The organism is Labrys sp. LIt4, assembly GCF_017813775.1.
Classification (GTDB): domain Bacteria; phylum Pseudomonadota; class Alphaproteobacteria; order Rhizobiales; family Labraceae; genus Labrys; species Labrys okinawensis_A.
In genome coordinates, this window is sequence record NZ_JAGIPY010000029.1 from 1 (window position 1) to 13,042 (window position 13,042).

The 13,042-nt window shown below is 60.8% G+C and carries 12 protein-coding genes; 2 read left to right on the forward strand and 10 right to left on the reverse strand.

What is annotated here, in order from left to right; translation table 11 throughout:
• From J8I29_RS29045 to J8I29_RS29055, 3 genes are all read right to left on the reverse strand, one after another.
• Positions 1–76, reverse strand: a 76-nt coding sequence (locus J8I29_RS29045) for a sugar phosphate nucleotidyltransferase (protein WP_209434345.1), incomplete at its 3' end; no start/stop codon positions are given.
• Positions 77–1,132: 1,056 nt separating this feature from the next.
• Complete coding sequence (locus J8I29_RS29050; protein ID WP_105860098.1) at positions 1,133–1,342, reverse strand: hypothetical protein; 210 nt, start codon at positions 1,340–1,342, stop codon at positions 1,133–1,135.
• 559 nt (positions 1,343–1,901) lie between these two features.
• Positions 1,902–2,720 carry an AraC family transcriptional regulator gene (locus J8I29_RS29055; RefSeq protein ID WP_209434325.1) on the reverse strand — a complete coding sequence of 273 codons (819 nt, stop codon included), beginning with the start codon at positions 2,718–2,720 and terminating at the stop codon, positions 1,902–1,904.
• 301 nt (positions 2,721–3,021) lie between these two features.
• On the opposite strand from J8I29_RS29055, the gene J8I29_RS29060 reads away from it, so the two are divergent.
• The gene (locus J8I29_RS29060) at positions 3,022–4,038 is read left to right on the forward strand and encodes a LysR family transcriptional regulator (RefSeq protein WP_209434326.1); all 1,017 of its coding nucleotides are present in this window, start codon (positions 3,022–3,024) and stop codon (positions 4,036–4,038) included.
• A 71-nt stretch (positions 4,039–4,109) separates the two neighbouring features.
• Entirely contained in the window at positions 4,110–5,000 is an 891-nt protein-coding gene (locus J8I29_RS29065; RefSeq protein ID WP_209434327.1) for an adenylate/guanylate cyclase domain-containing protein, read from the forward strand.
• Between the two features lie 508 nt (positions 5,001–5,508).
• Here the strand turns inward: J8I29_RS29065 and J8I29_RS29070 are convergent.
• From J8I29_RS29070 to hyfB, 7 genes are all read right to left on the reverse strand, one after another.
• The gene (locus tag J8I29_RS29070) at positions 5,509–5,814 is read right to left on the reverse strand and encodes a zinc ribbon domain-containing protein YjdM (RefSeq protein WP_209434328.1); all 306 of its coding nucleotides are present in this window, start codon (positions 5,812–5,814) and stop codon (positions 5,509–5,511) included.
• A 103-nt stretch (positions 5,815–5,917) separates the two neighbouring features.
• Positions 5,918–6,436 carry an NADH-quinone oxidoreductase subunit NuoB gene (nuoB, locus tag J8I29_RS29075; protein WP_209434329.1) on the reverse strand — a complete coding sequence of 173 codons (519 nt, stop codon included), beginning with the start codon at positions 6,434–6,436 and terminating at the stop codon, positions 5,918–5,920.
• 10 nt (positions 6,437–6,446) lie between these two features.
• Positions 6,447–7,970: an NADH-quinone oxidoreductase subunit C gene (locus J8I29_RS29080; RefSeq protein ID WP_209434330.1), complete on the reverse strand. Its 1,524-nt coding sequence runs from the start codon at positions 7,968–7,970 to the stop codon at positions 6,447–6,449.
• Between the two features lie 10 nt (positions 7,971–7,980).
• A complete protein-coding gene (locus tag J8I29_RS29085) occupies positions 7,981–9,429 on the reverse strand; it encodes a hydrogenase 4 subunit F (RefSeq protein WP_209434331.1) in 1,449 nt (482 codons plus the stop codon).
• Complete coding sequence (locus tag J8I29_RS29090; protein WP_209434332.1) at positions 9,426–10,088, reverse strand: hydrogenase-4 component E; 663 nt, start codon at positions 10,086–10,088, stop codon at positions 9,426–9,428. Before J8I29_RS29090 ends, J8I29_RS29085 begins: the two co-directional genes overlap by 4 nt.
• A 1-nt stretch (position 10,089) precedes the next feature.
• The gene (locus tag J8I29_RS29095; protein ID WP_105860107.1) at positions 10,090–11,040 is read right to left on the reverse strand and encodes an NADH-quinone oxidoreductase subunit H; all 951 of its coding nucleotides are present in this window, start codon (positions 11,038–11,040) and stop codon (positions 10,090–10,092) included.
• Positions 11,031–13,040, reverse strand: a complete 2,010-nt coding sequence (gene hyfB, locus J8I29_RS29100; protein ID WP_209434333.1) for a hydrogenase 4 subunit B — start codon at positions 13,038–13,040, stop codon at positions 11,031–11,033. Before hyfB ends, J8I29_RS29095 begins: the two co-directional genes overlap by 10 nt.
• Between the last annotated feature and the right edge of the window lie 2 nt (positions 13,041–13,042).

Sequence of the window (13,042 nt, forward strand, 5' to 3'; positions counted from 1 at the left end):
GCAATTGCTTCGACACGATGCTCGTCATCGGATAGAGCCGCGTGCCGCTCCCGCCGGCAAGAATGATACCGCGCATACTTAAATACTTCCCGATACGAGATCTATGTTTGGCTATTGCCGGTCACGCAGGCAGCCGTGGCTTGGAGGCCGAACGCGACCTGTTCGCCAAATCCCGCTCACATCTCCAACACCACCAACGAGCGGCAAAGTCGGGCATGACACACAAGTGGATCTTGTGAGGGGCATTCGCCAAATCGGCACCTGAGAGTTACGACGACACGATATGACTGCCCCGAGCCGTGACAGCTATGAAGACAACAATAGTGACTGTAGCTCGATTCAGTCAACAATACCTATTCAATATAAAGATAACCTTTTCTGGCTACGGAATTTAGTAAATACACGTTGAGTTATTTATTCCATGTCAATTTACATAAATTTTATAAATCGTCTGCAGTGTTGAGCGCCTATGAACTTCGTGCGCAGGCCTGGGTTACCTGTTCCTCGGCCCGTTTCTTTTGGATCTGAGGGTCAAAGAGCTAATTGAGCCGCTTTTCTACCAAATAAGCCAAATAAACCTCGATAGCTTCCCGGATCAGGTCTTCTCTCGTGAGCGAGCAGTCTCTCTGCGCGGAAAGATATGAATCCAATACAAACACAGAATCCTTTGAAAGTACTATTTCGAGTACGCAATCATTTGAGTCTTTAGTCATTGCATTTTCCGCAGATTGTAACGATTTTTTACTTACATTAGCACCCAATATACTAAATATCCACCTCCCCTATCGGGGAGACAAGTCTCAATCCTGTACATCGATATACCCATTGTGTAGCCGATAGTGGGGCACTCCGCGGACAATCGCGGCGCGGGACCGTTACTCCAACGGCTTGGAAACTGTATCAGCCAAAGCGTATTATAATCCCAACGGGATAGGCGGAATCGTTGGTTGAGCCCGTCACCGGTGTGGAAGCCTGCAACATGTCGTGGAATGCCCCCGCAGAAGAGGAACCGGTGTCGCGCCGGCTGAATCATGGGAAGGTCCGAATGCAGGACTTTCAGCCTTTTGACCTATCGCGCCATGTCTGCTGCATTCAACCAAGCTGGCGTGGATACACAACCGCTGTGGCCGGATCAGGTTCGCTGGCGGCTATAGTGATGCATGAGTGCCATGCGTTCACACGACTTTGCGTCTTGTAAAACCGCCACGGGATATTTTGTGGCCTCGTCGACGATGTAGAAAATCGAGAAAATCCCATCGCCTGCGTAGATGACCTCATAAGGCGCTTGTGCACCCTCGTGCTCGATAAACCACTTGTTATCTTGCCCGCGCTTGATCACCATTTGGCATGCCCGACCGGATTATCGCTTCCTCGACGATGGATCGAATGGCGCTATCGCAATCTCTCATTCGAGGATGTTTTTCTCGACAGGCTATTGCGGCGCTGGAGGCATGCGGCATAGGTCACGCATCTTCGGAAAACGAATGCTGCAGCGTGGTCGCGCCGCCAAAAAAGCTCCCCTCTCAGGATTTCGGATCCGACGGCAAGAGCCTGCCGGACACGATCGATCACCTGGGCTGCGGTATTATATTGAAGAGGACGACAAGCTCCCAGCCCAAATATGCGGCATGATTTGTTAAATTTATAAAGTTATCAGTCGTTAATTGTCTTGAATAATCAATATGGGAGAGGCCGGCGCGGCGTAATGCGGGCTTCCGAATGTTCGAGTTAAGCTATCATATTACCTTATTTTGGTGCTTGAAGGATTGGTATCCCGCTTCTCGCCCTGAGACGTTTCGCGATCAGGGGAAGCGCCAAGAATCGCAAAGATCTGTCAAAACGAAGAGCCATGCGGAAATAGCCGTTTATGCCGGTGCGCGGTTTTGCTCCGGTTCCAAACGTCAACGGAGTCCCGGCTGGTGCTCGACGCGGATTTGCGAGGGAGTCATACCCCAGGTGCGCTTCATCAGCGCGGTCATGTGGCTGTTGTTCGAAAAACCAGTGACTTCGGCGATCTGGCTGAGTGGAGCCCTGGTCGTGACAACGAGATTTCGAGCATGTTCGAGCCGAGCCGCGATCACGAACTGATGCGGCGATTGTCCGGTGGTCTGCCTGAAGGCCCGGTTGAAGTGACTCGGAGAGATCTGCGCGACCGCCGCCAACTGCTCGATGGTCAACGTCGTCGCGATATTGCCGTAGATGAAGTCCTTCACCCGGTTCCATATCGTTGGAGGCAAGCCGCCTGCTATCGATGGAGATGGGTATTTTTGAAGAGATGAATACGTCCTGAGCACGTGAATGGCATAGATCGTGACAAAGGCATCAAGGGTTTCCAGATTGCAGCCGCCTTCGGTTTCGAATTCGCGCTGCATCCATAGCGACAGCGTATGGGCTTTCTTGTCGATGAAGCCGAACTTCGGGGGTTGCAATTCAAATGTGTCGCCGTCAAACTCCATGGATGCCAGCCGTTTGAGGCGGGCGGGATCTATATCCAGCCGCATGCTGCGCTTTTGTCGCGTCCACCGGGCAAAAACCTCGCTGCCCGCCGGACCGATGTCAATTGCACCGAGCGGTGCCATGCCCACGGTCTTGCGATCCGAATTCAGCGCAACCTCCCAATGAGGCTCTGCGGCAAGATGGACGTGTATCGTATGCGCCTGCTGGACATAGTAGATCGAGTTTGACGCGGTTTGCGTATAAGCAACGGCTGCGTCCTTCATAAAGATCTGTGGACCCCAGCTTTCAGATCTTCCGCACAGCATCATAGTCCCCCGTCATTCGAATGCTCGCAGTCAGCGGCTCATCGCTCGATATACGAAAGTATCGAGAAACGAGGTCTGAGGCCCGAGCGCGAAGAGGCCGACTGCAGCCAGGTGGCGTCACCGGCAATGTTCCCTTCAGCGGTTCACGGCCGGCTTGCGACTCTTGATAGAATTCTATGAATTCGATACGTTCTTGCAATTTCCGATTGTCGAGCATGTCGCTGCCAAATCGGCACCAGTGGAACGGGGTGGGTGCTTAATGTCCAAGAGCGAGCCGCGCTCCCGCACCGCTGCCGGCGCCTCAGGAACCCGGCCGCGCAATCATGCGATGTCGCCTGCAAATCTTGCGCGAATTTTCTATCAACCATCGGTCATCTACTTCAATGCGGCGGCTGAATGCCTGTCCATCCGCGGCGCTGGACGTCGGCTCAACATCGCCTCGTCCGCGGTAACACGGCAGATCGCCCAGCTCGAGGATGCCCTGGGGCTGGAGTTGTTCGAGCGCGACAGGCGCGAACTCAAGCTCACGCCGGCGGGCCAGGTGCTCCATCGCCATATACGCCGATTGAGCATACCGCTGGAGGCCGCCGTATCCGAGCTCGACATGCTGCGGGGACTGAAGACGGGCACGGTGCATGTGGTGACCGTTGAAAGCGTCGGCATATCCTTCCTGCCGCAACTCATCACGGATTTCAGGCAGCTTTATCCGCGCCTGCAGGTCGACGTGTCCGTGGTCAGTTCGGCCGAAGTGATCGCGCGGCTTGCTGATGAGCGCGCCGATGTGGGTTTCGGTTTCGTTGCCCGCCCCTCCGAACATGTTGAGATTGCCGCTCGCCGCGATGTCAGGATCGGCGTGGTCATGAGCCCCGATCACCCTCTTATGAAGGTCCCAACGCTCACCTTGGCCGATTGCATCGCCTTTCCGATGGCGGTTGCCAAGCCGGAGATCTCCATCAGGGATGTCATCGAACCTTTCCTGCAGAGGTCGGCGCTCAATCTGCCCTCTCTGGTCGAAGTCGATTCCATTCGCATGCTGGTCGAACTCGCGCTGATCGGAGGCTATGCCTCGGTTATGACACCGATTGGCGCACAGAATGAGCTCAGAAGCGGCGCCCTGCGGTTCCGGGCGCTGGAGGATCCGGATCTACCAACCAATCGCTTCGGTTTGATGGTGCGGGCACGATCGACCCAGCAGTTTGCGGCAGCGGTCTTCTACGATCACGCCATGCAGCATTTTGGCTCGCTTGAACTGCCGGGCGAAATTCAGCCGGAGTAATTTCCGGTAATGAAGCCTGCGGCAATTTTGGTATATTATAGAAGTATTGCGCTCTGGGGCGGTGCACGTCGATGGATCAGGAGAGAGTCCTAGCCGCAGTCCTCTTGGTCGATGTCGTGGGGAGCACGCCGCTCTACGAGAGCATCGGCGATGTTGGTGCTCTGCAGCAAATCTCGGAATGCCTGGATGAGGTGCGCGGGATCACCGGCCGATACGGCGGTGATTTCATTCACTCCAAAGGCGACGACGTGCTCAGCCTGTTCACGAGGCCGGAGGCGGCGTTGAAGGCTGTCCGCCAGATCAGCAGCCAACTGAGGGGCGGCTTGTTGAAGGCCAGGATCGGATTGCATTTCGGAACGGTCATTCGAATGCGCGGCGACATTTTCGGCGATGTCGTCAACGTCACCGCGAGATTGTCGACCACGGCAAATCCCGGGGAGGTGCTGGTCAGCCAGAGCTTCTTCGAAGCCCTTTCCTCGGACAGCCGCAGTGCCTTGCGGCTTCTCGACAGCATGGCTTTCAAGGGCAAGCAGGAGCCGTTTGACGTCTATACCCTGCAGGACGACGACGGTATTCCCAATACGCAGCTTGGCCGCCAGAGCACCGTCTTCGATAGGGTTGCCGGCTCGACACGGCACGTCAATCTCGTGATCAGATATGGCGATCAGCTGCGATCCTGCCGCAACAACGAATTGGTGACCATCGGGCGGTCTCCGGAATGCAATATCGTCGTGCCGCGGCCCTGGGTCTCGAGGCATCACGCGACCTTCACCATTTCGAACGGCAGAGCCAGGCTCATCGAACGAAGCTCGTCGGGCACCTTCGTCTCGACCCGACCTGACCATGAAGTCTTCGTGCGCCGCGAAGACGTCCTGCTCTTCGGGTCCGGCTTGATATCGCCCGGCTTGCAATCATCCCTCGGCGAGGCTCAGATCCTTTATTACGAAATCATCTCGGGCTGACCGGCGACGTATTCCCGGCGTGGCCCACCGGTCGGGGCGCGAGAAATGCAACGGGCGAAGGGCGGCCATGGAAGAGCTCCACCACCCGTGCGCCAGGCAGCCGCTGGCTACCCAGGCCTTCACTCGATCGCGAACCGGCCTTTCGTCGAGGGAAAGACCAAAGTCTGTCGATAAAACAGAGGGATGGTCAGGATGGGTTCACTGTCCCGATACCCTTGGATGGGCGGGCCGATCACGGCAGCGTGGCGCCTCAGATAGGTCTCCCATATCGTGGGGAAATCCAACCCTTCCGCGATCATCTCGTTACATCTTCGCACCAAATTATCGGTTTTTTCCATGTGCCGCGTCGTCATCCCGTTCCTGCATAGAGGGCATGAACTCGGTCCCTCGGCATTGATCTGGATCAAGCCGCAGCATGCCGACGCGACCGGCATGGCGACGATGGCCTCCTTCCAGCCCGGCTGTGGAAATTGGGATGCGGCTGCCCTCGGGAAGACGCCGCGGGCCGTCAACGCTTGCGCACGAATTCCGTGCGCAGGACCAGGCCCTTGATCCCTTCATAGCGGCAGTCGATCTCCTCATCATTGTCGGTGAGGCGGATCGATCTGATCACGGTCCCCTGCTTCAGGGTGAGGCTGGTTCCCTTGACCTTGAGGTCCTTGATGAGGGTAACCGCGTCGCCGTCGGCAAGGACATTGCCGGCCGAATCTCGAACCATTTTTTGGTCGGCATCGGCGGTGGCCTTTACTTGCGAGGCTGGCAGCCATTCGCCAGTCGCCTCGTCATAGATATAGTCTTCATCGTTGTTGGTCATGATCACTCCATCAAATATCGGCCGAGCAACCTCGATCGTGACGAAGAGGCTGTTCATTCGGTGTGCTGGCGAGGGCGCAACGCCCCTCGCGTGACAGTGCCGGCTACATCTGCGTTCGGCTCAAAAGCGCCAGAAGGCCTTTGAGCAGTGCGGTGGGGGTGGGCGGACAGCCGGGAATATGGAGATCGACGGGTATGATGTCGGATACCCCCTTCGCGCAGGCATAGCTACCCGCGAACAGGCCGCCGTCGAGCGCGCATCCGCCGGCAGCGACGACCCATTTCGGCGAGGGCATTGCCTCATAGGTCCTCTGCAACGCCTGGCGCATGTTCAGCGTCACAGGTCCTGTAACCAGGAGCACGTCGGCATGGCGTGGGGAGGCCACGAGGTGCAAGCCGAACCGCTCGAAATCATAGAATGCGTTGCCGAGAGCGTTGATCTCGAGCTCGCAGCCATTGCAGGAGCCGGCATCGACCTCGCGGATGGCGAGGCTGCGGCCGAGCCGCGCCTGGGCGGACTGGCCCAGTTGAGCGATGAGGCCGGCGATTTCCGGATCGTGCGGTGAGGGCGCCGGCTCTGTGAGCGGGGCCTTGCGCAGCGTATCGAACAGCAGACGTCTCATGGCCGGAACCTCACAGGTCGTGTCCGGAATAGGAACAGTTGAAGGATTTGTTGCAGAGCGGAAAATCGGCCACGATATTGCCGTCGATCGCCGCTTCGAGCAGGGGCCACTGGAACCAGGACGGATCGCGCAGATGGCAGCGGCGGACCAGTCCTTGCCCGTCGAGACTGACCCAGACCAGAATGTCGCCGCGAAAGCCTTCCACCAAGGCGATCGCCTCGCCGGCTCTTGCCCGGGACGGCTCGACACGGACGGGGCCTGAGGGCAGGCGCTCGAGGATCTGGTCGATCAGCGACAGGCTCTGCTCGACCTCCCTGATCCGGATCCAGACCCGGGCGTTGACGTCGCCATCGGAAAGGACGGGTATTTCGAACCGCAGTTCGTCATAAGGTGGATAGGGCAGGACACGACGCGTATCGAAACTTCGCCCCGATGCCCGGCCGATGAAACCGCCGCATCCATATTGGCGCGCCAATGCCGGATCGACGATTCCGGTTCCCACCGTCCGGTCCTGCAGCGAGGCGGTGTTGTCATAGAGCTCCACCAGGGCTGGAAAGCCGCGGCGAATTTCGGCCAGGAGACCGCTCAGCGCGACCTCTCCATCGCCGCTGAGGTCGTTGGCGACGCCGCCGGGAATGATACGGTCCATCATCAGGCGGTGTCCGAAGCAGTTCATCGCGGTACGCAGGACGCGTTCCCGCAGCACGCCGCAATGGGCGTGCATCAAGGCGAACGCCGCGTCGTTGCAGATGGCGCCGATGTCGCCGAAATGATTGGCGAGCCGTTCGAGTTCCGCCATTAGGGCCCGCAGCCACACGGCGCGAGCCGGCACCATGACGTCGTGGACCGCTTCGACGGCACGGGAGAAGGCCAGGGCATAGGTGACGGTGCTGTCGCCTGACACGCGACCGGCCAACTGGGCAGCGCGCTTGAGATCGGCGCCGATCATCAGCCCTTCCACGCCCTTGTGGGTGTAGCCGAGCCGTTCCTCGAGCCGGACGACCGTTTCGCCGCCGGCCGTGAACCGAAAATGACCCGGCTCGATCACGCCGGCATGGACCGGCCCGACGGGGATCTGGTGCAGGCCTTCGCCCTGCGCGCTCAGGAATGGATAGGGCGGGGCCGACCCGGGGGACGGTGTCCGATCGCCGAGCGGGTGCCGCACCGGCCACATTCCGTGGTCGAGCCATGGCCTCGTATCCGGCAGTCCGATCGGCAACAGCCCGAAAAGATCGTGCACGGTGCGCTCGAGGCGCATCGCCGGCGGGTGAGCCTTGCTCAAGGCGGGGTATTGGCCACCGGGGCATTCGTGGGTGACCACCGCCCCGATCCGCCGCGCTTCATCGATCACCGCGACGCGAACGACCGCGCCACTTTCCCGATTGTCGCCCCAGAGGCCCAGGAGCGTGACGGCGCCTTCCGGCAGTTGTTCGGTCAGGTCCTGCCACAGGGCATCGTCAGCCGTGATATGGGGCCAGGAAAGACGCGCTCCAGGCGTGGAATTGCGGGTCAGCAGGTCTAAGAGCTTTGCCATGGCTTACCTCCTATCCAAGCATGTTCGCGACATGCTGGAACCAGGCGACCAGCGGGGCAGGCAGATAGAAGCCTGCGATCAGGACCAGGGCCAGATGGAGCGCCAGGGGAACATAGGATGCCTTGACCGGCGCGATCGTTCCTTTCGGGGCACCGAAGGCGAGCCCCTGCATGCGCAGGATCAGGGCACCGAAGGCGACCAGCAATCCGATCACCAGCGCCAGGGCCAGCAGAGGCTGCCGCCCGAACGTGGCGCTCACGATGAGGAATTCGCTCATGAAGACCCCAAAGGGCGGCAGGCCGGCGATGGCGAGCACGCCGAGGACCAGTCCCCAGCCGAGCGGCGGGTGGCTTTGGGTCAGGCCGCCGATTTCGGCCATCTTCTGGGTGCTCTTGGCCTGAGCGACATGGCCGACGGCAAAGAAGATCGCCGATTTGGTCAGGCTGTGCATGGTCATGTGCAGGAGGCCGGCAAAATTGGCGAGCGGGCCTCCCATGCCGAAGGCAAAGGCGATGATGCCCATGTGCTCGATGGAGGAGAAGGCGAACATGCGCTTCATGTCGCGGCGCCGATAGAGCATGAAACCGGCGAAGACGAGCGAAACGAGGCCCATGGTCACGAGCATCGGCCCGGGCGCGATGGCCATGGGGTTGGCGGCGAGCAGGAGCTTGAAACGCAGCACCGCATAGAGGGCGACATTGAGCAGCAGGCCGGAGAGCACGGCCGAAATCGGCGTCGGCCCTTCGGCATGCGCGTCGGGCAGCCACGCATGCAGGGGCACCAGGCCCGCCTTGGTACCGTAGCCCAGCAGCAGGAAGATGAAGGCGAGATTGAGCAGGGCGGGATCGAAATCGGCGGCGTGCCGGAGCAGCACCGTCCAGACCATGCCGTCCACGCCTTCGCCGACGATGGGGCGGGCCGCCATATAGACCAGGATGGTGCCGAAGAGGGCCAGCGCAATACCGACGCTGCCGAGAATGAAATATTTCCAGGCGGCCTCGATCGCCTCCTGGGTCTGGTAGATCCCCACCATCAGGACGGTGGTCAGCGTGGCGACCTCGATGGCGACCCAGATGAGGCCGATATTGTTGGCCAGCAAAGCGAGGTTCATGGCAAACAGCAGGACCTGGTACATCGCGTGATAGAAGCGCAGATGCGAGGGAGTCAGCCGGCCGATTTCCAGCTCATGGCCGATATAGCTGGCGCTGAACACGCTGGTGGTGAAGGCCACGAAGGTGTTGAGGAGCAGGAAGACGATATTGAGATCGTCGACCACGATGAAGGAGCCTGGCTCCGGCCTGTAGAACAAGAGAGAGAAGGCGGCCGCCAGGGTCAGGAAAGCGGAAAGCGCATTCAGCCTGGCCGACAGCCGGAAATCCGGCAGGACCGCCATGAGCAGGGCGGCCAATATCGGAATGATCAGGATCGATGTCGAACCGTCCAGGGCAAGGCCGCTCATTGGCGTTCTCCCTGGAAGCGGTCGAGAGCCTTGGAATCCACGGTGTCGAAGCGCTCGCTGATGCGAAACAGGAAGATGCCGATGACAAAAAGGGCGATCAGCACCGAAAAGGCGACGCTGATCTCCACCACCAGGGGCATGCCCTTTGCCCCCGTTCCTGCGAGGATCAGCCCGTTCTCGATCGACATGAAGCCCACCACCTGGCTGACGGCGTTGCGGCGTGTCACCATCATGAGAAAGCCGAGCAGGACGACCGAAAGGGCGAAGGAAAGGTCCTCGCGCGCCAGAGGATCGGCGCCGGCCGTGACGCGCAGCATGATCACCATGGACAGGGCTACCAGGCCGATGCCGGCGAGCATGGTCAAACCCACGCCGACCACTGTCTCGACTTCCCGGTGAATCCCGAGACGGCCGATGATGCGATGCAAGGCGACGGGAATGATGATCGCCTTGAAGACGAGGGCGATGATCGCGGTGACGTAAAGGTGCGTCGCGCCTTGAACCCAGGCTTGCCAGGCCACGGACAGGGACAGCACCACCGCCTGCAGTGCAAAGATGTTGAGCAGGGCGTAGAGGCGGTTCTGGTAGAGCATCATGAAGCTCACCAGCACCAGGCCGCCGGCCAGCACATGGGCTATGTCGAAGGCGAGCCCGTTCATGTCACAAACTCCTCGACACGAAGAGAAGAAGCGCGCCCAGCAGGCTGAGCATCAAGGCTGCGCCGAGAAAATCGGGGACGCGGAAGACCCGCATCTTGGCGACCATCGTCTCGAAAACGGCGAGGAGGGCGGCGGCGAGCAGGAGCTTGACGAAGTAAACGGCGGCGCCGATCAAATAGGCGCCGGCGGACGCGCCGGCGGGGGCCAGCCACCACGGGGCGAAGACGCAGCCGATCAGCGAGACATAGAGCACGAGCTTGAGCGAGGCCGACAGCTCGATCAGCGCAAGGTGGCGTCCGGAATATTCCAGCACCATCGCCTCATGCACCATTGTCAGTTCGAGATGGGTGGCAGGATTGTCGATGGGGATCCGCCCGTTCTCGGCAATGGCCACCATCACCAACGCGATCAGGGCGAGCGCAAGCGATACCCTCAGCCCGACCGAGACCATGAAGCCGGCGAGATAGGAAAGCTGGGTCGAGCCGGCCAGGAGGGCGACGGAGAAGACGATCATGATCATCGCCGGTTCGGCCAGCGTGGCGATCATCATTTCGCGGCTGGCACCGATGCCGCCGAAACTCGTGCCGATATCCATGCCGGCCAACGCCAGAAAGAAGCGGGCGCTGCCCAGAAGCGCGATCACGACGATGAGGTCGGCCGACCAGCTGAATTGCAATCCGGTGGCAAAGGTCGGCACGAGAGCGGCGGCTACCCACGTCGCGGCGAAGATCGCATAAGGCGTGACGCGAAAGAGCCAGGAGGCATTGTCGGCCAACACCACCTCCTTGCGCAGGAGGCGTAGAAGATCGCGGTATGGCTGGAGCGGCGAAGGACCACGCCGGCGCAGCAGATGAGCCTTGATCCGCCGCACCAGGCCGGTGACCAGCGGTGCCAGGCAGAGCACGAGCAACATCTGCACGGCCTGGATGGCCAGGCTTTCGATCACGGCCATGACGCCAGCACCACGAGCAGGAAGACAAGCAGGAGGAAGACCAGGCTCAGATACTGCCGGATGGTGAGATATTGCAGGCGGTCGAGCCGATCCGCGGCGAGCAGGACGGCCCTGGCCAATGGTCCATAGATCCCATCCCAGACGAGATCCCGCAGACTCACCAGAAGACGAGCCGGCCGCTGGTCGCCGGGCCTGGGCATGTCCACGCTTTCGCGCACGCGGAACAGCGTGGCGCCGTAGACGCGGCGGATCGGCTGGGAAAAGCTGGTGGCGCTGTACTGCGTGATCGGGCTGGCGTCGGGAAAGCCGCAATCCCAGGCGGGACCCCGCCTTACGGCTCGCGACGCCAGACGGTGGATGGCGTAGGCCGACAATGACGCCGAAAAGGTGATGAAGACGAAGACGAGCAGGCCATTGTATGAACTGCGGCTGGCGGCAACCGGTATGATGGTGAGCCAATCCACGCCGGCCTGTGCCGGCATGCGGGCCTGAACCGCATAGGAGACGGCCGGTGCGATACCATCGATGACGAGGCCCGGAAGAATTCCCGCCAGCAGGCACAGGCTGGCGAGCACGATCATCGCGCTTTGCGACCAGCGATCGATCTCGCGGGCTTCCTGTGCCGCGAGCGTGCGGGGGCGTCCCAGGAAAATCGTGCCGAAGGTGCGGACGAAGCAGGCAGCCGCCAGGGCTGCCGACAAGGCGAGCAGGGCTCCGACGGCCGGAACCAGCAGCTTGAGGCCCCATTGGGGGATCTGCGGGCTGAGCAGGATGGCCTGAAACGTCAGCCATTCGGAGGCAAAGCCGTTCAACGGAGGCAGGGCCGAGATGGCGACACAGGCGACCAGTACGACGACGCTTGTCACAGGCATACGGTGAATGAGCCCGCCCAATGCGTTGAGGTCGCGCTGCCCGGTTGCGGTCAGGACGGCGCCGGCGCCGAAGAACAGCACGCTCTTGAACAGCGTGTGGTTGAGGATGTGGAACAAGGCCGCCGTCATGGCCAATGCGGCGGCCGCATGAAGGCCATTGGCCTGAAAAGCCAGTGCCAGGCCGAGGCCGGCGAATATCAGCCCGACATTCTCGATCGTACTATAGGCGAGCAGCCGCTTGAGATCGGTCTGCATCAGGGCCTGGAGAATACCGAGGACCGCCGAGGCACCGGCAGCGGCCAGGATCGGGACGCTCCACCACCAATCCGGCGGGCCCAACAGGTCGAACACGATGCGGATGAAGGCATAGATCGCAACCTTGGTCATCACCCCGCTCATGAGGGCCGAGACATGGCTCGGCGCTGCCGGGTGGGCGAGGGGCAACCAGACATGGAGAGGTACCAGGCCGGCCTTCGAGCCGGCGCCGAGCGTCGCCAGAGCGAGCACCGTCGCGGTCACCGCCCCTGCCGGGACGTGATGGCGTATTTGGTCGAAAGCGTACCCCCCCTGGCTGCCGGCCAAGAGGCCGAAGGCCAGCAGCAGGACCAGCGAACCGAAACTCGCCATCACGATATAGACATAGCCGGCCTTGAGGTTGTCGTCCTCACGATGATGCGCGAGCACCAGTGCCCAGGAGGCCAGTGACATCATTTCCCAGGAAAACAGGAAGGCGAAGGCATCCGCCGCAAGGATGACGGCGTTCATGCCGGCCAGGAAAGCCGGGTAGAACGGCAATACGCGGGCCGGCTCGTGCTCGTGCTTCCCATAGCCCAGCGCGTAGAGGCTTGCAGCGGCAGCACCGAGATTGATGATGGCAAGGAAGAAGGCACTCAGCGCGTCGAGGTGAAAATTCGCGCCGATCCAGGGCAGGCCGAGCGGCAACCGCAGATCCGCTGCGGGGAGGCGCCCGAGCAATTGGACCAAGGCTGTGGCGAGCAGCATCAGGGACGCGCCCAGGCTCGCAGCATAGGTAAGAGACGTTGCGCGCGAGAGTCGGATTGCCGCAAGCGCCGCGAGTGCAATGGCCAACAGGGCCGCGACAGATCCCAAAGCGAGGGCAAGCATCATGG